Raw genomic sequence first — 25,560 nt, 5'->3', positions numbered from 1 at the left:
CCACCAGCAGATCAGACCACCACCACGAAGTGACGCAGCCGCGTCCTGGGGGAGGGACTTCGTGAACCAACCGGTAGCAGTGATCGGGGCCGGGCCGTTCGGCCTGTCCACCGCGGCCCATCTGCGGGCGCGCGGCATTCCCGTACGCGTCTTCGGCGAGCCCATGGTGAGCTGGCGCGCGCACATGCCCGTGGGCATGCTCCTGAAATCGACCCCGGCCGCGTCCAACATCGACGCACCGCAGCCCGGGCACGACCTCGTCGACTACTGCGACGCGGCCGGCATCCCGAGGCTCGTCACGGACGAGGACATCGTGCCGGTCGAGACGTTCGTGGCGTACGGGGAGTGGTTCCAGCAGCGGCTCGTGCCCGACCTGGAGCGGGTGCGGGTCGTCTCCGTGGACCGCCGCGACGGCTCCGGCTTCGACCTCAAGCTCGACTCGGGTGAGTCGTTCACGGCGCGGGCCGTGGTCGTGGCCACCGGGCTGTCCGGGCTCGCGTACGTGCCCCCGGAGCTGGCCGCCGCCGTGCCGGACGGGCCGAGCCCCACGGGAGCGGTGTCGCACAGCTCACAGCACCACGACCTGAGCGGGTTCGCCGGACGGGAGCTGCTGGTCGTCGGGGCGGGGCAGTCCGCCCTGGAGACGGCGGCGCTGGCGGCGGAGGCCGGGGCGAGCGTCCGGGTGGTGGCGCGCGGCAAGGGCGCGGTGGCCTTCGGAGCGCCCCCGTGGCAGCAGCCGAGACTGCGTCCGGAGTCGCCGTTCGGCCGGGCCTGGTCGCTGTACGCGATCAGCTACTACCCCCACCCGTACCGCTTCCTGCCGCCGCAGGCCCGGCACTACCTGGTCCGCCGCATCCTGGGGCCGCTCGGCGCGTGGTGGCTCCAGGAGCGCTTCGAGGACCAGGTGCGGGTGCGCGAGGTCGCGCGGATCACGGGGGCGGGCACGACGGGCGGGCGGCCGTCGGTCGAGGTGCGCACCCTCGGCGGCCGGACGCAGGAGCTGACGGCGGACCACGTCGTCGCCGCGACCGGCTACCGCGTCGACACCGCCGCGATGGACTTCCTCGGGCACGGGCTGCGCGCGCGGCTCGCGGTGAGCCGCGGCACCCCGAAGCTCGGCGCGGGCTACCGCTCCTCCGTCCCCGGCCTGTACTTCACGGGCCTGCCGGCGGCGGCGTCGTACGGCCCGGTGATGCGCTTCGTCTGCGGTACGGAGTTCGCCTCGCCGCGGCTGGCGCAGCACCTGGCGGCGGCGCACGGGCGGGCGGGGCGCGGGTAGCCGGGGCACGGCACGGCGCGGCACCGGCCGCTCCCGGCGGCCGGTGCCGTCGTGGGCGGTCGGGACGCCGGAAGCGGCCGGGACCGTCGTGGGCGGTCGGGACGCCGGAAGCGGCTGAGGCCCCGGAGCCGTGCCTTCCTCCTTCGAACACGAGGTACCGAAGGGATCACATCGGCCACCGCAACGCCTGCGCACGGGAACGGAGTTGCGGGGACCTGGACGCCCGTGGGACCGCTGGAACGCCGCGGGACCGGCGCGAACAGGGGCGGGCGCCGACCACCGGAGTGCCCGGGCGGTGCCCGTGGTGACGGGTGGGACGGCGGAGGCGTCGTACTACGTCCGGTTACGGTCGAGCCGAGGGGCCCCGCGATCCGTATTCTCTGATCATGGCCCCACCGATCGCGTACTCACTCATCGCCACGGACCTGGACGGGACGCTGCTGCGCGGTGACGACACCCTCTCCGACCGGTCACGGTCCGCTCTGGCGGCGGCGGTCGCGGCGGGCGCCAGACATCTGGTGGTGACGGGCCGCCCGGCCCCCCGCGTCCAGCCGCTGCTCGCCGAACTCGGCGGCACGGGACTCGCGGTGTGCGGCCAGGGCGCGCAGCTGTACGACGCCGGGACGCACCGCATGGTGTGGTCGGTGACCCTGGACCGCGAGCTGGCCGACACGGCGCTCGGCAAGATCGAGGCGGAGGTCGGCTACGTCTACGCGGCCGTCGACCAGGACGGAGTGGACGGGCTCACGCTCATCGAGCCCGGGTACGAGATGCCGCACCCCACGCTGCCCGCGGTGCGCGTGCCCCGCCGCGACGACCTCTGGGCGGAGCCCATCAGCAAGGTGCTGCTGCGCCACCCGTACCTGTCGGACGACGCGTTGGCGGCCGCGGCGCGCCAGGTCGTCGGCTCCATGGCGACGGTCACGATGTCGGGGCCGGGCACCGTGGAGCTCCAGCCGTCGGGCGTGACCAAGGCCACAGGGCTGGCGCGGGCGGCCGACCTGATGGGTCTGGAGCCGTCCGGCACGATCGCCTTCGGCGACATGCCCAACGACATCCCGATGTTCGCCTGGGCCGCCCGCGGCGTGGCCATGGCGAACGCGCACCCCGAACTCAAGGCGACGGCGGACGAGGTGACCCTCTCGAACGAGGAGGACGGCATCGCGGTGGTGCTGGAGCGCCTGCTGGAGGACGGGCGGCGGGGGCCGGGGGCCGCGGCGTCCCGGGCGTGACGGCGGAGGCCGTCCCCGACCGCGCCGGCGGCGGCCGACGGCACGGCCGGAAGCCGGGGTCATCGGCTGTGACGCGGCGGTCGTGGAGTGTGACGCGGCGGCGTGGAGCGTGACGGCGGCAGTCGCCGTCCGGGAGGAGCGGGTCCGGCCGGAAGGGCCGGCGAGGGCGGGGCCGAGGGCGGGGCCGGGCGGGTGCGTCCGGGGGCCGGCCGCCGAAGCGCGGCTTCCGCGGGCGCCGGTGCACCGGATCCGGCCGAATGTCCGCGCCAGGGCAGGTGACGGCTGTCCCGCGCGTACCGGAACGGCGCGGGAGCCGGGCCGGCCGCCGGGGCGGACCGTCGCGCCGGGGAGCGGGACGGTGAACCGCCCGCCGGAACGTCTCCTGGTTTGTCAAGACATTCGTTGCCATATGCGTAGATCGAGCACATTCCGCTTCTGGCCCGGTACGGCCCGTCTCGGACGAGTGGGCGCTCGCCGTGATCGAACAACGACCGGATACGCTGACTTGAGAGCCGACAACGACACATCGACAAACCCTCTGAACACCCAGAGCATCATCCAGAGCACCTAGAGATCGCCCTTGAGAGCGTCAGCAGACAGGAGACCCTCGTGACCGTCGTCGAGCCGTTCGGGCTGAGCGTGCGGGACCAGGCTCTCGAAGCCGATGTCCAGGCCGGACTGGCGGCCGCCGAGGAGGGCCTGCTGGAGGCCACCAAGAGCGAGGTCCCGTTCATCACGGAGGCCGCGCAGCACCTCGTGCGCGCGGGCGGGAAGCGGTTCCGCCCGCTGCTCGTGATGCTCGCCGCCCAGTTCGGCGACCCGTACGCGCCGGGGGTCGTGCCCTCCGCCGTGGTCGTCGAGCTGACCCACCTCGCCACGCTGTACCACGACGACGTGATGGACGAGGCCGACGTGCGCCGCGGCGTGCCCAGCGCGAACGTCCGGTGGGGCAACTCGCTGGCCGTCCTGACCGGTGACTTCCTCTTCTCCCGTGCCTCGCACATCCTGGCCGACCTGGGGCCCGAGGCGGTCCGGATCCAGGCCGAGGCGTTCGAGCGCCTGGTCACGGGGCAGATCCTGGAGACGGCCGGGCCGCGCGACGGCCGCGACCCCATCGAGCACTACATGGACGTGCTCAGCGGCAAGACCGGCTCGCTGGTCGCCGTGGCGGGACGGTTCGGCGCGATGATGTCGGGCGCCGACGAGACGGTCGTCGACGTGCTGACCCAGTACGGCGAGCGGCTCGGCGTCGCCTTCCAGCTCGCCGACGACGTCCTGGACATCGCGAGCGACTCGCACGAGTCCGGCAAGACGCCGGGCACCGACCTGCGCGAGGGCGTCGCCACGCTGCCGGTGCTGCGGCTGCGCGAGCGGATCCGCAAGCTCGGCCTCCCCGAGGACGTCGCCCTCGGCGAACTCCTCGACTCCGACCTCACCGACGACGCCCGGCACGCGGAGGCCCTGGCCCGGCTGCGCGCCCACCCCGCCCTCGAACTCGCCCGCCAGGACACCGTGCGGTACGCGCAGGAGGCCCGCGCGGTGCTCGCCCCGCTCCCGGAGTGCGACGCGAAGTCCGCCCTGGTGGACCTCTGCGACGCGGTGGTGCACCGGGCGGGCTGAGCCCCCCGGGGTCCGCCGGACCCGCCGGCCCGGGTCCGGGAAGAGGGCGGACGCCGAGCCGCGACCGCCCTCCGGCGCCCGCACCGGTCCTCCGGCACCTGGTACCGCCCTCCGCGCCCGCACCGGTCCTCCGGCACCTGGTACCGCCCTCCGGCGTCCCGTACCGGCCCACGGAGCCCGCCCGTCCGGCGGCCCGGGCGACCGGATGCGCGCGATCCGCGGCCCGTGGTGGGAAGGCATACGGCGAGGAGTGGCCCACGTCACTCCTCCGCACCGAGTCCGGACCCCGATCCGCTCCGTACGCATCCTCGGAGGCCGGCGCAGCGGGCGCCGCCCGGGAAGGGCTGGGACGATCATGGGTACTGTCGCTGTGCCGTCAGCGCCGCCGAAGGCGCCTGCGCCGTCGGGGCGCCGTGGAAGGCTGTTCGTCACCTGCGCCGCGGTGGCCGCCGTGCTCGCCGTGGCGGCTCCGGCCGCCGCGGGGGGAAGCACGGAGGCGGTCCGCCCGCGATCCCCGTACGCCGCCGGGGGCGACGGCCGTGCCGCCGAGGTCCGGGGCGGTGGCGGCGGGGGCACGATCCTCGCGGCGAGCCTGCGCGGCAGGAACGAGGTGGCGCAGCCCGGCGGCCCCGCCGCCGACGACCCGGACGGCACCGCGCTGCAGTTCGTGGAGGTCGAGGGCGACGAGGTGTCCGTCGCGGTCGAGTGGCGCGGCACCGGGAGGCCGGTCGGGCTCCGCCTCCACGAAGGGGGCGACGGCGCCGACGGCTCCGTGAGGGTCGACTTCACCGGGCAGCTCGACCGGGCCCGGCAGCGGACGTTCACCGGCAGGGTCGAGGTGCGCGACGCCGCGCTGCTGGAACGCCTGAGGACGGAACCGGAGGATTTCTACGCCAACCTGTACACGTCCGAATTCCCCGGCGGCGCCGTCCGCGGCCGGCTCCACCACGTCACCACGCCCTTCGACTTCCGGTACGCGCTGCGCAGCTTCCAGGCCGCCGTGGTCGAGGGCGAGCAGGTCTACGTGTGCAAGGAGGCGGCCGACGGGACCACGGCCTTCGCCCAGCGGGACGTGCGGGCCCGGCTCGACCGCGGGGTGCGGCACTCCTTCGTCGCGCCGGACTCCGGCACGCCGCAGTGGGTGGCGCCCGACCGCAGCGCGGTCACCGGCACGGTCCTCACGAGGACGCCGAACGGCGACGGGAACATCCCCGAACTGGACCTGGGCGCCACGCCGTCCGGGGCGCGGCACGGCCTGTTCGCCGGGGTCGCGGAGGTCCTGCGCCTGAACACGGTGGGCGGCGCGGCCCCCGCCGGGTCCTGCCGGACGGGGACGGTCGTCGGCGTGCCCTACCGGGCGGACTACGTATTCGTACGCTCCTGACGGGCCGCGGACGGGCGACAGATGGACGACGGGCGGCGGGCGGACGACGGGCCGGACGCCCGACGGCCACGACGGGCGCCGCATGACGGCGGACGGTGTTCTCCCTGCCCGACCCCTACGGGTCGGGGAGGACGCCACCCGGTGCGCGTCATACCGCAGGAGTACGCGGAGTTGAATCCCCGGTCTGACGCTTCCCGTTGGCCGATTTGGTCAGATGGAGAGAAGCACCCCTGGACCCGTTCGGGTAAGAATGGCGGCGCGGGGTGGACGAGGACAGTGACGGTTGGCCGCCGCCGACAACGGAGGTAGGGCACACATGGCACCGTACGAATCCGACGACAGCACGAACGCCGACGAAGTACAGGACGTGCGCTCCGGCCGGCGCAGGGCGGCGCGGTACGTCGTTCCCGTCACGGTGGTGGGGGTGGCCGCGGCGACCATCGGGCTGGTCCCGGCGTTCGCCGGCTCCGGCGACCCGGGCCTGCCGGAGATCAGCGCACAGGAGCTCATCGAGAGGGTGGCGGCCTCGGACACCGAGCGGCTGTCCGGCACGGTGAAGGTCAGCACGGACCTGGGGCTGCCCGACCTGGGCGGCCTGGAGAGCGCCTTCACGTCCGGCGCGGCGCGCGGCGGTGACGGCTCCGCCGCCGACCCCGCGTCGAAGCTGACGGAGCTGGCGTCCGGCACGCACACGCTGCGCGTCGCCGTCGACGGCCCCGACAGGGCGAAGGTGTCCCTGCTGGACAACGCCTCCGAGTACAGCCTGATCCACAACGGCGACGAGGTGTGGGCGTACGACAGCAGGTCGAACGAGGCGTACCACATGGCCGCGCCCGAGACCTCCGGCTCCGCCGGGAAGCGTGCGCAGGAGCCGCGGGGCGCCGAGGACTTCGGGGCGACGCCCAAGGAGCTGACGGCGCAGGCGCTGAAGGCGGTCGACGGCACGACGTCCGTCACCGTCGACGGCACCGTGCGGGTCGCGGACCGGGACGCGTACAAGCTGCTGATCAAGCCCAGGCAGTCCGGTTCGACGGTCGGGGCGATATCGATCGCGGTGGACGCGAGGACCGGCACGCCGCTGAAGTTCACGCTGTCGCCGTCGGGCGGCGGAGCGGCCGTCGTGGACGCGGGCTTCACCGAGGTGGACTTCGCCGCGCCGGCGGCCTCCACCTTCGACTTCAGCCCGCCGAAGGGCGCGAAGGTCACCGAGGGCGACGAGCTGAAGGAGGCCGGCGAGGCCGGGAAGGCGGCGCCGAAGGCCGACGAGCACCTCGGCAAGGAGCTCGGCGCGGGCCTCGGGCAGGAGCTCGACGGGCTGACGGTCCTCGGCGAGGGCTGGAGCTCCGTCGCCCGCTTCGAGACGGGCGGCTCGGGCATGCCGGCCTCCGGCGAGGTGTCCGGTGACGCGGGCCGCTTCCTCGACTCGCTCGGCGAGCAGGTCAAGGGCTCGTTCGGCTCGGGCACCGTCTTCTCGACGCGCCTGGTCAACGCGCTCGTCACGGACGACGGCACGGTGTACGCCGGCACGGTCACCAAGGAGACGCTGCTGAAGGCGGCGAACGCCGGGCGGTAGCCGCCCGTACGACGCCCGGCGCCCGGCGCACCTCCCGGGCGTCCGGCGCCCGACCCACGAGCCACGCACGCGGCACGCCCGCCGTGCGTGGCTCACGGGTCGTGCAAGGGGGCCGGGCGAAGGGTGCGGCCACGGTCCCGGGGCAGCGACGAATCGAGGGAGCCGATGGCGGAACCGTCCACCGCGCGGGACGGCGGGCAGCACGGCGGCGGGACCGACGCGGACGGCCCGGCCGCGGGCCCCGGGGCTCGCGGGGGAACGGGCAGGCACAGGCAGGAAGCCCGCGGTACGACCGCTGAGGGCGAAGCCGCCGGTGGTTCCGGCGGGGCCGGGACCACCGGCGCGACGGGCAGGCACAGGCAGGTGGCCGGCGGAGCGGTCGGCGAGGACGGAACCGCCGGTACGGCCCGCAGGAGCGAGGCCACCGACGCGACCGGCCGGGACAGGACCGGCCGGAGCGGGACCGGCGGCGCGACTGGCCGGGACGGGACCGGCAACGCGGCCGGCCGGAGCGGGACCGGCGGCGTGACCGGCCGGGACGGGGTTGGCGGCGTGACCGGCCGGGGCAGGGGCGGGCGGCGTGCGGTCGGCGGCGTGGTCGGGCGGCGTGCGGTCGGCGGGGCGCGGGGGCGGGGCGGGAGCGACGGCCCGGCCGACGGCGCGGTGATCGCCACCCGTGCGCTCACCAAGCGCTACCGCAGCGGGCAGCTCGCCGTGGACCGCCTCGACCTGACCGTCCCGGCGGGCAGCGTCTTCGGGTTCCTCGGCCCCAACGGCTCCGGCAAGACCACCACCATCAGGATGCTGATGGGGCTGATCGAACCGACCTCGGGCACGGCACAGGTGCTCGGCCGCCCGATGCCGCGCGCGGTGCGCACCGTCCTGCCGCAGGTCGGCGCGCTGATCGAGGGACCCGCGCTGTACGGGTTCCTGTCCGGCAGGGACAACCTCCTGCGCTACGACTCCGCCGACCCCACCGCCGACCCGCGCACCCGGCGGCTCCGGGTCGCGGCCGCGCTCGACCGGGTGGGGCTCACCGCGGCCGCGGGCAAGAGGGCCAAGGCGTACTCCCTGGGCATGAAGCAGCGGCTGGGGATCGCCGCGGCGCTGCTCCGGCCCCGGCGGCTGCTGGTCCTCGACGAGCCGACCAACGGCCTCGACCCGCAGGGCATGCGCGAGATCCGCTCGCTCGTGCGCGAGCTGGCCTCGGACGGCACGACCGTCTTCCTCTCCTCGCACCTGCTCGACGAGATCGAGCAGGTGTGCACGCACGCCGCCGTGATGGCGCAGGGGCGGCTGATCACGCAGGGACCGGTGGCCGGGCTGCTGGCGGGCGCGCGCGGACGGCTGGTCGTGACGACACCGGACCAGGCGGACGCGGCCCGCGTGCTGAAGGAGATGGGGGTGGGCGACATCGTGGTGGAGGAGGACCGGGTGACGGGCGAGGTGCCGCGGCGGGACCTCGCCGAGATCACCTCGACCCTGGTGCTGATGAACGTACGGGTGCGCGGCCTGACGGTCGAACGCCCCTCCCTGGAGGACACCTTCGTGGCGCTGACGGGGGAGGGCTTCGATGTCGCGGGCTGACGCGGGCCGCCCGCCCGCCGGGACGCGGAAGGGTCCGGCTCCGGGGACGCCGGGCCCGGGGACACCGGCCGCGGCCACGCCCATGGGCACGGCCGCACCGGCCGCGGCCGTGCGCCCGGTCCGGCCCTGGTGGTCCCTCGGCCTGCTGCGCAGCGAGCTCGGCACCACCTTCCGGCGCTGGCGCACCCTCGCCCTGCTCGGCGTGCTGGCCGCCGTGCCGGTCCTCGTCGGGGCCGCCGTGAAGATCGAGACGAGCGACGGGGAGAGGATCGGGGCGCAGGGGCCCGCGTTCATCGCGCAGATCACCAACAACGGCCTGTTCCTGGTGTTCACCGCGCTCGCCGCGACCCTGCCCTTCTTCCTGCCGATGGCCGTCGGCGTCGTCGCGGGCGACGCGATCGCGGGCGAGGCGAACGCCGGCACCCTGCGCTACCTCCTCGTCGCCCCGGCCGGGCGCACCCGGCTGCTGCTGGCCAAGTTCGCGACGACCGTGGCGTTCTGCCTGGTGGGCACGCTCGTGGTGGCGGTCTCGGCGCTGGCCGTGGGCCTGCTGCTGTTCCCGCTCGGCGAGCTGACGACCATCTCGGGGACGCGCATCGGCTTCGAGGAGGGGCTGGGGCGGGCCCTGCTGATCGCGCTGCTCGTCGCGGCCTCGCTGATCGGCGTCGCGGCGCTCGGCCTGTTCGTCTCGACGCTCGCCAACAGCGGCATCGCGGCGATGGCGACCACCGTGGGCCTGCTCATCACGGTGCAGATCCTCGACCAGGTCCCGCAGCTCGACGAGGTGCAGCCGTACTTCTTCTCGCACTACTGGCTGTCCTTCGCCGACCTCATGCGCGACCCCGTCCACACGGACGACCTGGTCCGCAACCTCGTCCTGCAGGGGCTGTACGCGGCGGTGTTCGGCACGGCGGCGTGGGCGCGGTTCACGACGAAGGACATCTCGGCGTAGGCGCGAGGGGGACGGCGGCGGGGGCCCGCGGCGACCGCGGGACCGGCCCCGCCGCCGTCCCGCGCGTCACGAGGACAGCTGCCAGACCGCGTACGCCAGCGCGTCGCTGTTGCGGTTCAGCGCCGTGTCGTCGACGTTCGCCGTCGTGTCGCACGAGGAGTGGTAGCAGCGGTCGAAGGCCCGGCCCGCGGTCCCGCCCCACTTGGCGGCCTGTGCCGAGGTCTTGATGTAGTCCGCGCCGCTGAACAGGCCGCCCACCGGGATGCCCGCGTTCTTGAAGGGGGCGTGGTCGGAGCGGCCGTCGCCCTCGGTCTCGATCTCCGTGGAGACGCCGAGGCCCGCGTAGTAGTCCTTGAACGTCTTCTCGATGGCCGGGTCGTCGTCGTAGACGAAGTAGCCGGGGTTCGGCGAGCCGATCATGTCGAGGTTCAGATAGCCGCTGATCCTCGAACGGTTGGCGGCGGACAGGCCGTTCACGTACGAGCGGGAGCCGACCATGCCCAGCTCCTCGGCGCCCCACCAGGCGAATCTGAGGTGCTTGGCGGGCTTGTACTGGGCGCGGGAGACGGCGAGGGCGGTCTCCAGGACCGCGGCGGAGCCCGAGCCGTTGTCGTTGATGCCCGCCCCCGACGTCACGCTGTCGAGGTGGGCGCCCGCCATGAGGACCTGGTTCGTGTCGCCGCCGGGCCAGTCGGCGATCAGGTTGTAGCCGGTGCGGCCGGAGGCCGTGAACTGCTGCACGGTCGTGGTGAACCCGGCGGCGTCCAGCTTGGCCTTCACGTAGTCGATGGAGGCCTTGTAGCCGGTGCGTCCGTGCGCGCGGTTGCCGCCGTTGGCGTTGGCTATGGACTGGAACTGGGCGAGGTGCGCCTTGACGTCGGCCACGGATATGTCCGGCGCGGCGGCGGCCGCCGGGGCGGGGACGGGCGCGGGTGCCGCGCCGGCCACGGTGCCGGTGGTCAGGAGCGCCGCGGCCGCCAGGACGGCGGTGGCCGTGACGCGTCGGGGAACCGAGAGCTGCATGTGGGGGGCTCCGAATTCCTCGGGATCCACGGTGGGATCCGCGTGAAGGGGGTGCCTGGATGGTGCGGGGGTGACTGACTCTCCGTCAAGACCGCTGTCGGGGCCGGGCCGTCCGCATACCGGTGACCCCGGCGCCACCTGCCGCTCCCGCCCCGTCCACTTCGGCTCCCCTTTTCACATACGGGCCCGGACCTCCCCGCGCAGGGGGAGGGGCCCGGACCCCGCGCACGGGTCCGGGCCCCTCCTGTCCTGCCGACGGCGGCCGGCGCCGACCGCCGTCGGCACGCCCCTCACGACACGCAGAACTCGTTTCCCTCCGGGTCCGTCATCAGCACCCACTCGCCCCCCGGCTCCTTGACGTGCCGCAGCACCGACGCGCCGAGCCCCTCCAGGCGGGCGACCTCCTCGTCCCGCCGACCCGCTCCGGTGTGCACGTCGATGTGCAGCCGGTTCTTCACCGTCTTCGGCTCCGGTACGCGCTGGAAGAGCAGCCGCCTGCCCCGTCCCGTCCCGCTCTCCTCCTCGTAGGGGTCCTCGGGGTGGCGGGCGGCGGCCAGGTCGCGCCAGGCCCGGCGCCCGTGCGCCTCCACGGTCGCCTCCGGCGGCACGGCGCCGGAGGCCAGCAGGCGTTCGACCAGCGGGCTGTTGTCCTCGACCACGTAGCCGAGCGCGGCGGCCCAGAAGTCGGCCTGGGCGTGCGGGTCGGCCGCGTCGACGACGAGTTTCCAGTGCAGGGTGGTGTGCGTCATGGGCCACTTATAGCCGCGGGCACCGACAGTTCTCCGTCGTTCGTCCGGATCCGCCCCCGGTGATCGCCACGATGTTCGAACGGCCCCCTCGCCCGCGCTCCCCGAGCGCACCCGGCTCGCCGCGTCCGGCGACCCCTGCCGCGCGGGGACGACGGCCGCCCGGCTGCGCCGCCTGTTCGGCTCACCGGCCGCGGCGGCCGCGTTCGCCGAGGCGTACCCGGGCCCGGAGGCCGATCACTGGGACCGCGGGTCCGCCAGGGCCGCCGCGTCGGCGGCCCCCACCGGACCCGCCGCCTCCGCGAAGCTCCCCGCCTGTGCGGCGCTTCCCGCCGTCTCCGTGCCCGCCGCGGCCGCGGCGGCGCGCAGGGCCTCCCGCGAGCGGCGCGCCGTGCGCAGCGCGTCCCAGGTCAGCAGGGTCAGCGCCAGCCACACCAGGGCGAACCCCGCCCACCGCTCGGCGGGCATCTCCTCGTGGAAGTACAGGATGCCGAGCACGAACTGGAAGACCGGCGCCAGGTACTGCAGCAGGCCGAGCGTGGACAGCGGCACCCGGATCGCCGCCGCGCCGAAGCAGACCAGCGGCACCGCGGTGACCAGGCCGGTCGAGGCGAGCAGCAGCGCGTGCCCGAAGCCCTCCGTGCCGAACGTGGACCCGCCGCGCGAGCCGAGCCACAGCAGGTAGCCGAGCGCGGGCAGGAACTGCACCGCGGTCTCGGCGGCCAGCGACTCGACGCCGCCCATGTTGACCTTCTTCTTCACCAGGCCGTACGTGGCGAAGGAGAAGGCGAGGCAGAGGGAGATCCACGGCGGGCGGCCGTAGCCGACGGTCAGCACGACGACCGCCGCGAAGCCGACGCCGACGGCCACCCACTGCGCCGGGCGCAGCCGCTCCTTGAGGAGCAGCACACCCATCGCGATGGTGACCAGCGGGTTGATGAAGTAGCCGAGGGAGGCCTCCACGACGTGGCCGGCGTTCACGGCCCAGATGTAGACGCCCCAGTTGACGGTGATGACCGCCGCGGCGACGGCGACCAGCCCCAGCCGCCCGGGCTGCCGCAGCAGTTCGCCCGCCCAGGACCAGCGCCGCAGCACCAGCAGCGCGACGCCGACGATGACGAGGGACCACACCATGCGGTGGGCGAGGATCTCGGCGGCCCCGGCCGGCTTCAGCAGCGGCCAGAACAGCGGGACGAGTCCCCACATCCCGTACGCGGCGATCCCGTTCAGCAGGCCCGCCCGCTGGTCGCCCTTCGCGCTCTTCGCCTGTACAGCCTGCCCAGCCACCGGCACCGGCCCTTCTCGTCGTGTCGGCTGCCTCGGAGCAGCCCCCACGAAGGTAGCGCCGGGCGGCCCCGGCTGTCATGTCCGTATCGCCATACGGTCGTGACAGCCGGGGCCGCCCGGCGCGGAACGCCGCGGTGCCCCCGGGCTCAGCCCTTCAGGGCCGCCGCGACCGAGTCCGCGATCGGCGTGGTCGGGCGGCCGATCAGCCGGGCCAGGTCGCCGGTGCGGCGCGCCAGCAGCCCGCGCGCGATGGCCTTGTCCACGTCCACCAGCGTCGCCACCAGCGGCTCGGGCAGGCCGGCGCCGGCGAGGATGCCGTGCAGCGTCTCGGCGGGCACGTCGTTGTACGCGATCTCCTTGCCGGACTGCCGCGCGACCTCGGCGGCGTACTCCTCGAAGCTCCACGCCTCGTCGCCGCTCAGCTCGTACACCTTGTTCTCGTGGCCCTCGCCGGTGAGCACGGCGACGGCGGCCGCGGCGAAGTCGGCGCGCGAGGCGGAGGCGACGCGGCCCTCGCCGGCACTCTGCGTCACGGCGCCGTGCTCCAGGACGGGGGCGAGGTTCTCGGTGTAGTTCTCGTTGTACCAGCCGTTGCGCAGGAACGCGTACGTCAGGCCGGAGTCGAGGATCGCCTGCTCGGTGCCCTTGTGGTCGGCCGCCAGGAGGAAGTCCGCCTCCGGTCCGCCGAGGACGCCCGTGTACGCGAGCAGCGCCACGCCCGCCTCCTTCGCGGCCCCGACCACGGCGGTGTGCTGCGGGACGCGCCGGCCGACCTCGCTGCCGGAGATCAGCAGCACCTTGTCGCCCGGGGCGAAGGCGCCCTTGAGCGTCTCGGGCGCGTCGTAGTCGGCGACGCGCACCTCGACGCCCTTCGCGGCCAGGTCGGCGGCCTTCCCGCGGTCGCGGACGACGGCCACGACCTCGGAGGCCGGGACCTTCTCCAGCAGCCCGTCCACGACGAGGCGGCCCAGGTGCCCGGTGGCTCCGGTGACGACGATGCTCATGGTGCAACTCCTTGTGGGGTGGTCTCGTGCTCACTTTAGGGAGTGCACTAACTGAAAGAAAGTACCCACTTTGAAGTAAGGTACTGGTATGCCAGTAAGTAAAGCGGACGGGAAGGCCGCGGAGGCCGCGGCGCGGCGCGCCGAGGGCGAGGCGATGTGCCCGTACCGGCTGGTCCTGGAGCACGTGACCAGCCGCTGGGGCGTCCTCGTGCTGATCCGTCTCCTGGAGCGCCCGCACCGCTTCGGCGAGCTGCGCCGGAGCGTCGGGCGGGTCAGCGAGAAGATGCTCACCCAGACCCTGCAGACCCTGGAGCGCGACGGCCTGGTGCACCGGGACGCGCACCCCGTCATCCCGCCGCGCGTCGACTACTCGCTCACCGCCCTCGGCCGAGAGGCCGCCGGCCAGGTGCGGGCGCTGGCGAACTGGACGCAGGAGCGCATGGACGACGTGCAGCGGGCCCGGGACGCGTACGACGCCTCCCGGGCCTGACGACGCCGTGACGACTGCCCGACGGCGGGAAGGCCCGGACCTGGTTTCCCAGGTCCGGGCCTTCCCGGTGTACCGGTCGTGCCGGTCTCAGCCGACGACGGTCCAGGTGTCGCCGCCCGCCAGCAGCGAGGACAGGTCGCCCTTGCCGTGCCGCTCGATCGCCGTGTCGAGCTGGTCGGCCATCAGCGTGTCGTAGACGGGGCGGTCCACCGAGCGGAAGACGCCGATCGGGGTGTGGTGCAGGGTGTCCGGGTCGGCCAGCCGGGAGAGCGCGAAGGCGGTGGTCGGGGACGCGGAGTGCGCGTCGTGGACCAGGATGTCCCCCTCGTTCTCCGGCGTCACCGTGACGACCTTCAGGTCGCCGGTGGCCGCGTCGCGCACGACGCCCCTGCCGCCGTCGGCGCCGAAGCGGATCGGCTGCCCGTGCTCCAGCCGGATCACCGCCTCCTCGGCCTGCTGCTTGTCCTTGAGGACCTCGAAGGCGCCGTCGTTGAAGATGTTGCAGTTCTGGTAGATCTCCACCAGCGCGGTGCCCGGGTGGGCGGCGGCCTGGCGCAGCACGCCCGTCAGGTGCTGGCGGTCGGAGTCGACCGTGCGGGCCACGAAGGAGGCCTCGGCGCCGATCGCCAGCGAGACGGGGTTGAAGGGCGCGTCCAGCGAGCCCATCGGCGTCGACTTGGTGATCTTGCCGACCTCGGAGGTCGGCGAGTACTGGCCCTTGGTCAGGCCGTAGATCCGGTTGTTGAACAGCAGGATCTTCAGGTTGACGTTGCGCCGCAGGGCGTGGATGAGGTGGTTGCCGCCGATGGAGAGCGCGTCGCCGTCGCCGGTCACCACCCACACGCTCAGGTCCTGCCGGGAGGAGGCCAGACCGGTCGCGATGGCGGGGGCGCGGCCGTGGATGGAGTGCATCCCGTAGGTGTTCATGTAGTACGGGAAGCGGGACGAGCAGCCGATGCCCGAGACGAAGACGATGTTCTCCTTCGCCAGGCCCAGCTCGGGCATGAAGCCCTGCACGGCGGCCAGGATCGCGTAGTCGCCGCAGCCGGGGCACCAGCGCACTTCCTGGTCGGACTTGAAGTCCTTCATGGACTGCCGGGCCTCGGCCCTGGGAACGAGGGAGAGCGCCTCGATCGTGCCCGTGCCCTCCGTGGTCGTCTCAGCCATCGATGGCCTCCTTCAGAGCCGTGGCGAGCTGTTCGGCCTTGAACGGCATGCCGTTGACCTGGTTGTACGAGCGGGCGTCCACCAGGTACTTCGCCCGGATCAGCGTGGCGAGCTGGCCGAGGTTCATCTCGGGGACCACCACCTTGTCGTAACGCCTCAGCACCTCGCCGAGATTCCGCGGGAAGGGGTTGAGGTGGCGCAGATGCGCCTGGGCGACGGCCTGCCCCTGCGCGCGCAGCCGGCGCACCGCCGCGGTGATCGGGCCGTACGTCGAGCCCCAGCCCAGCACCAGGGTGCGGGCGTCGTCCGGGTCGTCGACCTCGACGTCCGGCACCTCGATGCCGTCGACCTTGGCCTGCCGGGTGCGCACCATGAAGTCGTGGTTGGCCGGGTCGTAGGAGATGTTGCCCGTGCCGTCCTGCTTCTCGATGCCGCCGATGCGGTGCTCCAGGCCCGGCGTGCCGGGGACCGCCCAGGGGCGGGCCAGCGTCTGCGGGTCGCGCTTGTAGGGCCAGAAGACCTCGGTGCCGTCCTCGAGGGTGTGGTTCGGGCCCTGGGCGAACCGCACGCGCAGGTCCGGCAGTTCCTCCGGCTCCGGGACGCGCCACGGCTCGGAGCCGTTGGCCAGGTAGCCGTCGGACAGCAGGAACACCGGGGTGCGGTAGGCCAGGGCGATCCGGGCGGCCTCCAGGGCGGCGTCGAAGCAGTCCGCGGGGGTGCGCGGCGCGACCACCGGGACCGGCGCCTCGCCGTTGCGGCCGTACATCGCCTGCAGCAGGTCCGCCTGCTCGGTCTTGGTCGGCAGACCCGTGGACGGGCCGCCGCGCTGGATGTCCACGATCAGCAGCGGCAGCTCCAGGGAGACCGCGAGGCCGATCGTCTCCGACTTCAGCGCCACACCGGGGCCCGAGGTCGTGGTCACGGCGAGCGAGCCGCCGAAGGCCGCGCCCAGGGCGGCGCCGATGCCCGCGATCTCGTCCTCGGCCTGGAAGGTGCGCACGCCGAAGTTCTTGTGCCTGCTCAGCTCGTGCAGGATGTCGGAGGCCGGGGTGATCGGGTACGAGCCCAGGTACAGCGGCAGGTCCGCCTGGTGCGAGGCGGCGATCAGCCCGTACGACAGCGCCAGGTTGCCGGAGATGTTGCGGTAGGTGCCGGCCGGGAAGGTCTGGGCGGCCGGCGCGACCTCGTAGGAGACCGCGAAGTCCTCGGTGGTCTCACCGAAGTTCCAGCCCGCCCGGAACGCGGCGATGTTCGCCGCGGCGATCTCCGGCTTCTTGGCGAACTTGGTGTTCAGGAACTTCTCGGTGCCCTCGGTGGGCCGGTGGTACATCCAGGACAGCAGGCCGAGGGCGAACATGTTCTTGCTGCGGCCCGCGTCCTTGCGCGACAGGCCGAAGTCCTTCAGCGCCTCGACCGTCAGTGTCGTCAGCGGCACCGGGTGGACGCTGTAGCCGTCCAGCGACCCGTCCTCCAGCGGCGAGGTCTCGTAGCCGACCTTCTGCATCGCCCGCTTGGTGAACTCGTCGGTGTTGACGATGATCTCCGCGCCGCGCGGCACGTCGCCGATGTTGGCCTTCAGCGCGGCCGGGTTCATCGCCACCAGCACGTTCGGCGCGTCGCCCGGTGTGAGGATGTCGTGGTCGGCGAAGTGCAGCTGGAAGCTGGATACGCCGGGCAGGGTGCCGGCGGGGGCACGGATCTCGGCGGGGAAGTTCGGCAGCGTCGACAGGTCGTTGCCGAACGACGCCGTCTCGGAGGTGAAGCGGTCACCGGTGAGCTGCATGCCGTCACCGGAGTCACCCGCGAAGCGGATGATCACTCGGTCGAGCCGGCGGACGTCCTTCGCCGGCGCCGTCGCGCGCGGATCTCCTGCCACGGCCCCGTCGGCCTGCTCGGCTGGGCTACTGACCTGGCTGGTCACTGAACTGGACCTCCTTCGAGGCGGCTGTCTGGGAGGGGCCCTCCCGCAGGCCTTCCCACGCTCAACCCTACGTCGGTAAGGGTCGCCTTCCTGGTGCCGCTCGCATCATGGACACGAATATGAGACGGCGCGACGACCCGGTTTGCAATGTTTTGCTCATTCCCCGGGGCCTTCCCGAAGACCTTCCCCGCTCGTCCTTCGGTCCTAGGCTTCCCCACGCTCCCGTGCTTCCCCACGTCTCCCGCCTCCTGCTCCCGTCCCGTCCGCGGCGCGCGGACGGACCGTCCCGGCCGCAGGACCGGGCGGGGATCAGGAGCCGAGGTAGGTGAGGACGGCGAGGACACGCCGGTGGTCCCCGTCGCTGGGGGACAGGCCCAGCTTCAGGAAGATGTTGCTGACGTGCTTCTCGACCGCGCCGTCGCTCACCACCAGCTGCCGGGCGATCGCCGAGTTGGTCCTGCCCTCGGCCATCAGTCCCAGGACCTCGCGTTCGCGCGGCGTGAGCCCCGCGAGCACGTCCTGCTTGCGGCTGCGCCCGAGCAGCTGGGCGACGACCTCCGGGTCCAGGGCGGTGCCGCCCCGCGCCACCCGCACGACCGCGTCCACGAACTCGCGCACCTCGGCCACCCGGTCCTTCAGGAGGTAGCCGACGCCGCGGCTGGAGCCGGCCAGCAGCTCGGTGGCGTACCGCTCCTCCACGTACTGCGACAGCACGAGGACCCCGAGGCCGGGGTGGCGGCGGCGCAGCCGGACCGCCGCGCGCACCCCCTCGTCGGTGTGCGTCGGCGGCATCCGCACGTCCGCGACGACCACGTCCGGCAGCGCGTCCTGGTCGCTCAGCTCGCCGACCGTCTTCACCAGCGCCTCGGCGTCGCCGACCCCGGCGACGACGTCGTGCCCGCGGTCGGTCAGCAGCCGGGTCAGCCCCTCCCTCAGCAGCACCGAGTCCTCGGCGATGACCACGCGCACTCTGTCCTCCACGATCCTCGGCCCCCCACAGCCCGACCCGGTCGCCCGGGTGCGTGTCCCCCGCCCGCGCGTCCGTCCGCCCGTGCGGCCCCGGGGGCTTCTCGCCGCCCCCGGGCACAGCCTCCACCTTTCCACGATTCGGACGCGGGGTGGGCGGGTTGCGGACGGGCTGGGGTGGCCAGGGGTGCGGACGGGCCACCGCCCCGGCACGGGAGGGGGCCCGTGCCGGGGCGGTGCGGTGCCGTCCGGTTCCGTTCGGCCCGGCCCGGCGGCCGGGCGGGGTCACGCGCGCCAGGGCAGCTCTGCCGTGGCCCGGGTCGGGCCCCCGGCGGGCGAGTCGACGACCAGGACGCCGTCGACCGCGCCGAGCCGTTCGGCGAGTCCCGCCAGGCCGGAGCCCGCGGACGCGTCCGCGCCGCCCACCCCGTCGTCCGTGACCTGGATCATCAGCCGGTTCTCGACCCGCCACACGTCGACGGAGGCCGACCGGGCGCGGCTGTGCCTGCCGACGTTCTGCAGCAGCTCGGAGACCGTGAAGTACGCGATGCCCTCGATCGCGGGGGAGGGCCGGCCCGGCAGGTCCACCTCCACCCGCACCGGCACCGGGCACCGCGAGGCCACCGCCGACAGCGCCGCGTCCAGGCCCCGGTCGGTGAGGACCGCCGGGTGGATGCCCCGGGCCAGGTCCCGCAGCTCCTGCAGGGCCGTCTTCACCTCGCCGTGCGCCTCGTCCACCATCCGCGCCGCCGCCCGCGGGTCCTCCGCCAGCTTCTCCTTGGCCAGCCCCAGGTCCATCGCGAGGTTCACCAGCCGGGCCTGCGCCCCGTCGTGCAGGTCCCGCTCGATGCGCCGCAGGTCGGCCGCCGCCGTGTCGACGACCACCCCGCGGTCCGACTCCAGCTCCACCACGCGCGTCGCCAGCGGCGACGGCCCGAGCAGCCCGTGCACCAGCAGCCGGTCAACCGTCGTCAGCGCCCGCACGATCCACGGCGTGACCAGCGTGAACAGCAGCCCGACCAGTGCCGTCGTCGTGACCTCGAAGGCGTTGTCCAGGTACACCGCGTGCGTCTCGTCCCCGTACAGCTGCAGCCCGTCCTGCCCGGTGTACATCGGGAAGACCCAGCACCACAGCGGGTACGTCAGCATCGCCCAGCCGGCCGTCCAGAACGTCACCGCCACCGAGAAGGCGAAGACCGCCCACGGGAAGTGCAGCACCGCGTACAGCAGGTGCCGCCAGGAGGCGCCGCTCTTCAGGAGCGCGCCGATCCAGGACAGGGCGCCACGGCCGCGCCGGCGCGGCGGCTCCGGCGGCGCGACCTCCAGGCCGAGCAGCCCGCGCGCCCGGGCCCGCTCCAGCGCGCCGAGGCCGCGGCAGCCCGCGAGCGCCGCGGCCAGCACCGGGACGCCGAGGAAGGTCACCAGCAGGCCCGCGCCGAGCGAGAACATCGTCACCGCGAACGTGAACATCACGATGCTCACCGGCAGGCTCAGCAGCACGTAGCCGAACTCCCGCCAGCTGCGCCCCTCGACCGGCGCCCGCAGCGCGGCCGGAAGCGGATGCCGCCGCGGGCCGGCCCCCGTCCCGCGGAGCCCGGACCCGCCCCCGTGCCCGTGGCCGTACTCCTGTCCGTACTCGGTGGTCATCGGCGTCGTCCGTTTCTGCTCGTGGTCCTGGTCCGTCCGTCGTGCTCCAGCCTTCCGCGCGACGGCGCCGGGGGACATGGAGCGGGTCGGCGTCCTGGGACGGGGGTTATCCCCACCTCGGGCCGGGAGGGGAGGGGCGAGGACCGGCTCCGGGGGCCGCGGCGACCGGTTCCGCCGGCTCCGAGGGACTGCGACGACCGCTTCCGTCGGCTCCGAGGGGGCCGCAACGGGTCGTCCCCGTCCCGCGGGGTGCGGGACGGGGACGAGGGAGGAAGGAGGCAGCAGAAGGGAGCGGGGGACGGAGGCGAAGGGGGAGGGGGCTGGTGAGCGCCGCCGGGTCGGGGACGGCCACCGGAAGCGGAGGACGGGCCGGCGCCGGTCTACGCGCGGGACCGTGTGCGCCCTGCCGGGGAGGACGCCTCGCTGCCGCGGTCGCGCCACGGCAGCTCCGCCGTGACGGTCGTCGGACCGCCCTCCGGGGAGTCGACGACGAACAGGCCGTCGACCGCGCCGAGCCGGTCGGCGAGCCCCGCCATGCCGGTGCCGCCGTCGAGGCGCGCGCCGCCGCGCCCGTCGTCCCGCACCTGGATGAGCAGCCGGTCGCCCGAGCGCCACACGTCGACGGAGGCCGACCCGGCCCCGCTGTGCTTGCTGACGTTCTGCAGCAGCTCGGAGACCGTGAAGTACGCGATGCCCTCGATCGCCGCGGCCGGGCGCGTCGCCAGGTCGGCCGTCACCTTCACCGGCACGGTGCACCGCGAGGCCACCGCCGACAGCGCCGCGTCCAGGCCCCGGTCGGTGAGCACGGCGGGATGGATGCCCCGGGCCAGGTCCCGCAGCTCCTGGAGGGCGAGCTTCACCTCGCCGTGCGCCTCCTCGACCATCGCCGCGGCCGCGTCCGGGTTCTCCAGCAGCTTCTCCTTGGCGAGACCGAGCCCCATCGCGAGGTTCACCAGCCGGGCCTGCGCCCCGTCGTGCAGGTCCCGCTCGATGCGCCGCAGGTCGGCCGCCGCCGTGTCGACGACGACGCCCCGGTCGGACTCCAGCTCCGCGATCCGCCGCTCCAGTTCGTCGGAGGGCGACAGCAGCCCGCGCACCAGCACGCGGTCCACGGTGGTCAGCCCGCGCGCGAGGAACGGCAGGACCGGCCACAGCAGGAACAGCGAGATGAACGTGATCGTGAAGGTGGCGATGCCCCACGGCAGCCGGATCAGGTCGTACAGCACCGTCCGCCAGCCGACCGGGTCCTTCAGGCTCGACCACAGCCAGCTCAGCAGGCCGCCGCGGCGCAGCGGCAGCGGACTCGGCTCGTCGATCCGTACCCCGAGCAGCATCCGCGCCCGGCCCCGTTCGAACTTGCCCAGCTGGCGCGCGCCCAGCAGTCCGAACGCCAGCACCGGCAGCCCGACCACCGTCACCGCGAGCCCCGCGCCCACCGCGAGCACCGTCACCACGTACATGAACCCGAACGTCGCCATCGGCAGATTGGTCAGGAGATGCGCGATCTCCTTCCAGGTGCGGCCGTCGAGGGCCAGGCGCGGCGGCGGCAGCCGGCCGTCGTCGTCCGAGGTGTCCGAGGTGTCCGTGGCGTTCGTGGCGTCCGGGGTGCGGGGGACGGCGATGCGTTCGGTCATACGGGTCAGCGTGCCGGGCGCGCGGCCGGAGCGCCATGAGGCGGACCGCCCCGGGACACGGGGGAAAACCCCACCTCCGGGCGGACCGGGCGGAACGCGCCCCGGGCGGCTGCGCGCGCCCGCCCGGCGGACGCTCGCGTTCCGCCGTGCGCACGCCACAGAAAGGCGTAGAAGGGGCGAAAAGGCAGGTAAGGGGTAGGGCGAAGCGGATGGCGGGGGCAGCGGCGGAGGAGTGGCGGGGGCGGTGACAACGGGGTGGCGGGAGCGGTGACAAAGGGGTGGCATGGGCACGTCGGCCGCCTGTCGCGCGGCCGTCCGGCGGCCGCCCGCCGGACGCCCATGTGCGTGCCCGTGCGGGTGCCTACGCGTGACGGGCTGCTTACCCTCCCTTTAGCAGGCCCTAGACTCCCGTCCGTACAGATCGTCGAACGCGGCGCACCACGGGCGCACCGCACGGCGCGTCGCACGGCCCCACCCGCCGTGCGCTCGCGCCGGGCCGCGGCACGCACCGAGCGCACGCGATCACACGAGGTCAGGGAGCGAGGGGCGGACGTGCCGGAACCGACCGTGGTCACGGGGACCGGGACCGTCGTCGCGGCGGACCACTTCCAGTCCTACTCGGTCGTCGGACTGCTCGCCGCCGTCGGCGTGCTGTTCGTCGCCTTCGCCTTCGGCGCGGGACGCCTGCTGCGGCCGGTGGTCCCCACCCCCGAGAAACTCATGACGTACGAGTGCGGCGTCGACCCCGTCGGCGACGGCTGGGCCCACACCCAGGTCCGCTACTACGTCTACGCCTTCCTCTACGTGATCTTCGCCGTCGACTCGATCTTCCTCTTCCCCTGGGCGACGGTCTTCGCCGATCCCCGCTACGGCGCGGCGACGCTGGTGGAGATGTTCGTCTTCCTCGGCTTCCTGGCCGTGGGCCTGCTCTACGCATACAAGAAGGGCGTCCTGACGTGGACGTGACCCCCGACACCTCCTCCGCACCGGCCGAGCCCGTCCTGCTGCCGGAGCCGAAACGCCTGGGCGTGCTCTCCCGCCTCGCCCCGGAACCGATGAAGGTGGTCCTGAACTGGGGCCGCCGCTACTCGCTGTGGGTCTTCAACTTCGGGCTCGCCTGCTGCGCCATCGAGTTCATCGCCGCGTCGATGTCCCGCCACGACTTCATGCGGCTCGGCGTGATCCCGTTCGCGCCCGGTCCGCGCCAGGCCGACCTGATGGTGGTGTCCGGCACGGTGACGGACAAGATGGCCCCGGCCGTCAAGCGCCTGTACGAGCAGATGCCCGAGCCGAAGTACGTCATCTCCTTCGGCGCCTGCGCCAACTGCGGCGGCCCCTACTGGGACTCGTACGCCGTCACCAAGGGCGTCGACCAGATCATCCCCGTCGACGTGTACGTGCCCGGCTGCCCGCCGCGGCCCGAGGCCCTGCTCCAGGGCATCCTGAAGCTCCAGGAGAAGATCGCCCGCGAGTCGCTGGGCGAGCGGTACGGGAACGGGAGGCCGCGGCCGTCGGCTGCCGCCCTGCAGAGCGGATTGGTCCGGTCGCCGGCCGTGCCGGGGGCGGACGGCGCCACCGCGGCCGGCGGGACCGGCCCGGACGCCGGCAAGGACGCCTCGGGCACCGGCGGGAACGCCTCGGGCGCCGGGGAGGGGGAGCGGTGACCGGCTGGCTGCCCGCCCCCGCCGAGGAACTGTTCGGCCCGGACGCCACCGCCGAGGAGTCGTACGAGGTCCTGACCGTCGACGTGCCGCCGACGGCCTGGATCTCCGCCCTCACGGCCGCCCGTGACACCCTCGGCTGCACCTACTTCGACTGGCTGAGCGCGGTCGACGAGCCCGGCACGGGCTTCCTCGTCTCGGCCCACGTGGCGGCCCTGGGGCCGGTGCGGCGGCTGCTCGTCCGCACGACGGTCCCGCACGACGCGCCCGCCCTGCCGTCCGCCGTCGGCGTCTACGCGGGGGCCGCGTGGCACGAGCGCGAGACCCACGAAATGTTCGGCGTGGTCTTCGAGGACCACCCGGACCTCGCCCCGCTGCTGCTGCCCGAGAACTTCGAGGGACACCCGCTGCGCAAGGACTTCGTCCTGGCCGCGCGGGTCGCCAAGGCATGGCCGGGAGCCAAGGAGCCGGGCGAGTCCGAGCACGGCGGCCCGAAGCGCCGCCAGATGCTGCCGCCCGGCGTCCCCGACCCGAACGAGTGGGGCCCGCTCAAGGGCCAGCTCCCGCCCGCCCCCGCCCGTCCGGCCCGCGGCGCCCGCGCCGCGGGCGACCGGCCCGTACGGCGCACCCGTACGGCGGGGGAGGCGACGCCCGCGGCCGCCGCGGCGGCCGGAGCCGCGGGTGCGGAGGCCGGTGCCGCCGGTGCCGAGCGTCCGGACCGCTCCGAACGCCCCGCCCGCGCCGGCGGTCCCCGCCGGGCGCGCAGCGCGAGTGAGGGGTCCGCCACGCAGCGGGCGACGGGCGCGGGCGCGGAGCCGGCCACGGGGCCGGCCGCCGCGGAACCGGCCGCGGGTGCGGCCGCGCCCGCCGGTCCGCGCCGCTCGCGCAGCGCGTCGCAGGGTTCGGCCAGCCAGCGGGCCGCGTCCGGGGCGGGGCCCGCAGCCGGCTCCGAGCCGGGAGCCGGGTCCGAGCCGGGAGCCGGGTCCGAGCCCGCAACCGGGCCCGAGCCGGGAGCCGCGTCCGGCCCCTCGACGCCCGCCCGCAGCTCGGACGCCCCCTGGCACCACGCCCGCCCGGCCTTCGACGACCCGGCCCCGACGGCGAAGCCGGAACCGGCGCCTGAGCCTGAGCCGGAGCCGAGTACTGGACCGGCGACGAAGCCGGAAGCGACGACGGATCCGGAGCCGGGGCCTGAGCCGTCGGCGCAGCGGAAGCCGGAGCCCGAAGCGGCGGCGAAGCCGGTCCGGACTCCGGAGCCGGAGTCCGCAGCGGCGAAGGAACCGGAGCCCGAAGCGACACCGGAGCCGGAGCCCGACCCGGCGGCACAGCCGGAGCCGGAGCCCGAAACCGGTGGTTCCGAGAACCGGCCCGGCGGCGACACCGACCGAGCACCCGACGACCCGGCAGGAGGCCCGCAGTGAACGACGTGCTCGACGTCGCCCTGCGACTCCTGGTCGTCTTCGTCGTGTTCCTCGTCCTCCCGCTGGTCGTCGGCCAGACGGAGCACAAGGTGATGGCGCACATGCAGGGCCGCCTCGGCCCCATGTACGCGGGCGGCTTCCACGGCTGGGCCCAGCTCGTCGCGGACGGCGTGAAGTTCGCGCAGAAGGAGGACGTCGTCCCCGAGGGCGCGGACCGCCGGATCTTCCAGCTCGCCCCCGCCGTCGCCCTGCTGCCGTACCTCCTGGTCGTCCTGGCCATCCCCGTCGGCCCCGGCGAGGGCGCCGTCGGACAGGCCGTCGACGCGGGCATCTTCTTCGCGCTGGCGGTGATGGGCGTCGGTGTGCTCGGCTCGCTGATGGCCGGCTGGGCCTCCGCGAACAAGTTCTCCCTGCTCGGCGGCTTGCGCACCGCCGCCCAGCTGCTCGCCTACGAGCTCCCGATGCTGCTGGCCGCCGCCTCGGTCGCGATGGCGGCGGGCACCGTCTCCCTGACGGGCATCGCGGACGCCTTCGAGTGGTGGTGGCTGCCCTGGCAGATCGTCGGCGCGCTCGTCTTCTTCGTCGCGGGCCTCGCCGAGCTGCAGCGCCCGCCGTTCGACATGCCCGTCGCCGACTCGGAGATCATCTTCGGCGCGTACACCGAGTACACCGGTCTGCGCTTCGCGCTCTTCCTGCTCGCCGAGTACGCCGGGATCGTCGTCCTGTGCGGCCTCACCACCGTCCTCTTCCTGGGCGGCTGGCACGGCCCGTGGGGCGCCGACGGCCTCGGCTGGGTCTGGACCCTGCTGAAGACCGCGGTCCTCGCCTTCGTCGTGATCTGGCTGCGCGTCACCTATCCCCGTCTCCGCGAGGACCAGCTCCAGAAGCTCTCCTGGACGCTCCTCGTCCCGCTCGCCCTCGCCCAGATCGCCCTCACCGGCATCGTCAAGGTGGTGATCTCCTGAC

The 25,560-nt window shown here is 74.1% G+C and carries 21 protein-coding genes; 12 read left to right on the top strand and 9 right to left on the bottom strand.

What is annotated here, in order from left to right; genetic code table 11:
- The first annotated feature begins 61 nt into the window (after window positions 1–61).
- The 7 genes from IE271_RS07870 (at window position 62) to IE271_RS07840 (ending at window position 9,627) form a co-directional block, all read left to right on the top strand.
- A complete protein-coding gene (locus IE271_RS07870) occupies window positions 62–1,279 on the top strand; it encodes an FAD-dependent oxidoreductase (RefSeq protein ID WP_190189460.1) in 1,218 nt (405 codons plus the stop codon).
- Window positions 1,280–1,665: 386 nt separating this feature from the next.
- On the top strand, window positions 1,666–2,511 hold the full coding sequence (locus tag IE271_RS07865; protein WP_190189459.1) for an HAD family hydrolase: 846 nt from the start codon (window positions 1,666–1,668) through the stop codon (window positions 2,509–2,511).
- A gap of 609 nt (window positions 2,512–3,120) precedes the next feature.
- Window positions 3,121–4,131, top strand: coding sequence for a polyprenyl synthetase family protein (locus IE271_RS07860; RefSeq protein ID WP_190189458.1), 1,011 nt, complete (start codon window positions 3,121–3,123; stop codon window positions 4,129–4,131).
- A gap of 355 nt (window positions 4,132–4,486) precedes the next feature.
- The gene (locus IE271_RS07855; RefSeq protein WP_190189457.1) at window positions 4,487–5,515 is read left to right on the top strand and encodes a CHRD domain-containing protein; all 1,029 of its coding nucleotides are present in this window, start codon (window positions 4,487–4,489) and stop codon (window positions 5,513–5,515) included.
- A gap of 316 nt (window positions 5,516–5,831) precedes the next feature.
- Window positions 5,832–7,088 carry a LolA family protein gene (locus IE271_RS07850; RefSeq protein WP_190189456.1) on the top strand — a complete coding sequence of 419 codons (1,257 nt, stop codon included), beginning with the start codon at window positions 5,832–5,834 and terminating at the stop codon, window positions 7,086–7,088.
- A 594-nt stretch (window positions 7,089–7,682) separates the two neighbouring features.
- Window positions 7,683–8,675, top strand: coding sequence for an ABC transporter ATP-binding protein (locus IE271_RS07845; RefSeq protein WP_190189455.1), 993 nt, complete (start codon window positions 7,683–7,685; stop codon window positions 8,673–8,675).
- Window positions 8,662–9,627: an ABC transporter permease gene (locus tag IE271_RS07840; RefSeq protein WP_190189454.1), complete on the top strand. Its 966-nt coding sequence runs from the start codon at window positions 8,662–8,664 to the stop codon at window positions 9,625–9,627. Before IE271_RS07845 ends, IE271_RS07840 begins: the two co-directional genes overlap by 14 nt.
- Before the next feature lie 66 nt (window positions 9,628–9,693).
- Here IE271_RS07840 and IE271_RS07835 read toward each other — a convergent pair whose 3' ends face one another.
- The 4 genes from IE271_RS07835 to IE271_RS07820 form a co-directional block, all read right to left on the bottom strand.
- Window positions 9,694–10,650 carry a M28 family metallopeptidase gene (locus tag IE271_RS07835; protein WP_190189453.1) on the bottom strand — a complete coding sequence of 319 codons (957 nt, stop codon included), beginning with the start codon at window positions 10,648–10,650 and terminating at the stop codon, window positions 9,694–9,696.
- Between the two features lie 290 nt (window positions 10,651–10,940).
- Window positions 10,941–11,399: a VOC family protein gene (locus IE271_RS07830; RefSeq protein ID WP_190189452.1), complete on the bottom strand. Its 459-nt coding sequence runs from the start codon at window positions 11,397–11,399 to the stop codon at window positions 10,941–10,943.
- Between the two features lie 234 nt (window positions 11,400–11,633).
- Window positions 11,634–12,602, bottom strand: a complete 969-nt coding sequence (gene rarD / locus IE271_RS07825; RefSeq protein WP_190189609.1) for an EamA family transporter RarD — start codon at window positions 12,600–12,602, stop codon at window positions 11,634–11,636.
- A gap of 227 nt (window positions 12,603–12,829) precedes the next feature.
- The gene (locus IE271_RS07820) at window positions 12,830–13,687 is read right to left on the bottom strand and encodes an SDR family oxidoreductase (protein WP_190189451.1); all 858 of its coding nucleotides are present in this window, start codon (window positions 13,685–13,687) and stop codon (window positions 12,830–12,832) included.
- 88 nt (window positions 13,688–13,775) lie between these two features.
- On the opposite strand from IE271_RS07820, the gene IE271_RS07815 reads away from it, so the two are divergent.
- Window positions 13,776–14,177, top strand: a complete 402-nt coding sequence (locus IE271_RS07815) for a winged helix-turn-helix transcriptional regulator (protein ID WP_190189450.1) — start codon at window positions 13,776–13,778, stop codon at window positions 14,175–14,177.
- An 87-nt stretch (window positions 14,178–14,264) separates the two neighbouring features.
- Here IE271_RS07815 and IE271_RS07810 read toward each other — a convergent pair whose 3' ends face one another.
- From IE271_RS07810 to IE271_RS07790, 5 genes are all read right to left on the bottom strand, one after another.
- Complete coding sequence (locus tag IE271_RS07810) at window positions 14,265–15,344, bottom strand: 2-oxoacid:ferredoxin oxidoreductase subunit beta (RefSeq protein WP_190189449.1); 1,080 nt, start codon at window positions 15,342–15,344, stop codon at window positions 14,265–14,267.
- A complete protein-coding gene (locus IE271_RS07805; RefSeq protein WP_190189448.1) occupies window positions 15,337–17,265 on the bottom strand; it encodes a 2-oxoacid:acceptor oxidoreductase subunit alpha in 1,929 nt (642 codons plus the stop codon). Before IE271_RS07805 ends, IE271_RS07810 begins: the two co-directional genes overlap by 8 nt.
- Before the next feature lie 309 nt (window positions 17,266–17,574).
- Window positions 17,575–18,234, bottom strand: a complete 660-nt coding sequence (locus IE271_RS07800) for a response regulator transcription factor (protein ID WP_308435162.1) — start codon at window positions 18,232–18,234, stop codon at window positions 17,575–17,577.
- Window positions 18,235–18,516: 282 nt separating this feature from the next.
- The gene (locus tag IE271_RS07795) at window positions 18,517–19,878 is read right to left on the bottom strand and encodes a sensor histidine kinase (protein WP_190189446.1); all 1,362 of its coding nucleotides are present in this window, start codon (window positions 19,876–19,878) and stop codon (window positions 18,517–18,519) included.
- Between the two features lie 380 nt (window positions 19,879–20,258).
- Window positions 20,259–21,512 (bottom strand): sensor histidine kinase, encoded by a 1,254-nt coding sequence (locus IE271_RS07790; RefSeq protein ID WP_190189445.1) that lies wholly within the window; start codon window positions 21,510–21,512, stop codon window positions 20,259–20,261.
- Window positions 21,513–22,064: 552 nt separating this feature from the next.
- On the opposite strand from IE271_RS07790, the gene IE271_RS07785 reads away from it, so the two are divergent.
- The 4 genes from IE271_RS07785 to IE271_RS07770 are packed head-to-tail and all read left to right on the top strand — an operon-like array spanning window position 22,065 to window position 25,559.
- Window positions 22,065–22,478, top strand: a complete 414-nt coding sequence (locus IE271_RS07785) for an NADH-quinone oxidoreductase subunit A (protein ID WP_190189444.1) — start codon at window positions 22,065–22,067, stop codon at window positions 22,476–22,478.
- The gene (locus IE271_RS07780; protein WP_190189443.1) at window positions 22,469–23,176 is read left to right on the top strand and encodes an NADH-quinone oxidoreductase subunit B; all 708 of its coding nucleotides are present in this window, start codon (window positions 22,469–22,471) and stop codon (window positions 23,174–23,176) included. Before IE271_RS07785 ends, IE271_RS07780 begins: the two co-directional genes overlap by 10 nt.
- A complete protein-coding gene (locus IE271_RS07775) occupies window positions 23,173–24,594 on the top strand; it encodes an NADH-quinone oxidoreductase subunit C (RefSeq protein ID WP_190189442.1) in 1,422 nt (473 codons plus the stop codon). Before IE271_RS07780 ends, IE271_RS07775 begins: the two co-directional genes overlap by 4 nt.
- Window positions 24,591–25,559, top strand: coding sequence for a complex I subunit 1/NuoH family protein (locus tag IE271_RS07770; RefSeq protein WP_190189441.1), 969 nt, complete (start codon window positions 24,591–24,593; stop codon window positions 25,557–25,559). The genes IE271_RS07775 and IE271_RS07770 overlap by 4 nt, the downstream gene beginning before the upstream one ends.
- Window position 25,560 lies beyond the last annotated feature (1 nt).

The organism is Streptomyces minutiscleroticus, assembly GCF_014650875.1.
GTDB classification, from domain to species: domain Bacteria; phylum Actinomycetota; class Actinomycetes; order Streptomycetales; family Streptomycetaceae; genus Streptomyces; species Streptomyces minutiscleroticus.
Note: the sequence above shows the minus strand (reverse complement) of the source record. Positions and strands in the feature narration are given on the sequence as shown.

Coding starts and splice junctions, on each gene's coding strand:
- IE271_RS07865 (WP_190189459.1), top strand. CDS start 1,666: ATGGCCCCACCGATCGCGTACTCACTCATCGCCACGGACCTGGACGGG.
- rarD (WP_190189609.1), bottom strand. CDS start 12,602: ATGTGGGGACTCGTCCCGCTGTTCTGGCCGCTGCTGAAGCCGGCCGGG.
- IE271_RS07815 (WP_190189450.1), top strand. CDS start 13,776: ATGCCAGTAAGTAAAGCGGACGGGAAGGCCGCGGAGGCCGCGGCGCGG.
- IE271_RS07795 (WP_190189446.1), bottom strand. CDS start 19,878: ATGACCACCGAGTACGGACAGGAGTACGGCCACGGGCACGGGGGCGGG.
- IE271_RS07835 (WP_190189453.1), bottom strand. CDS start 10,650: ATGCAGCTCTCGGTTCCCCGACGCGTCACGGCCACCGCCGTCCTGGCG.
- IE271_RS07820 (WP_190189451.1), bottom strand. CDS start 13,687: ATGAGCATCGTCGTCACCGGAGCCACCGGGCACCTGGGCCGCCTCGTC.
- IE271_RS07810 (WP_190189449.1), bottom strand. CDS start 15,344: ATGGCTGAGACGACCACGGAGGGCACGGGCACGATCGAGGCGCTCTCC.
- IE271_RS07840 (WP_190189454.1), top strand. CDS start 8,662: ATGTCGCGGGCTGACGCGGGCCGCCCGCCCGCCGGGACGCGGAAGGGT.
- IE271_RS07790 (WP_190189445.1), bottom strand. CDS start 21,512: ATGACCGAACGCATCGCCGTCCCCCGCACCCCGGACGCCACGAACGCC.
- IE271_RS07855 (WP_190189457.1), top strand. CDS start 4,487: ATGGGTACTGTCGCTGTGCCGTCAGCGCCGCCGAAGGCGCCTGCGCCG.
- IE271_RS07850 (WP_190189456.1), top strand. CDS start 5,832: ATGGCACCGTACGAATCCGACGACAGCACGAACGCCGACGAAGTACAG.
- IE271_RS07830 (WP_190189452.1), bottom strand. CDS start 11,399: ATGACGCACACCACCCTGCACTGGAAACTCGTCGTCGACGCGGCCGAC.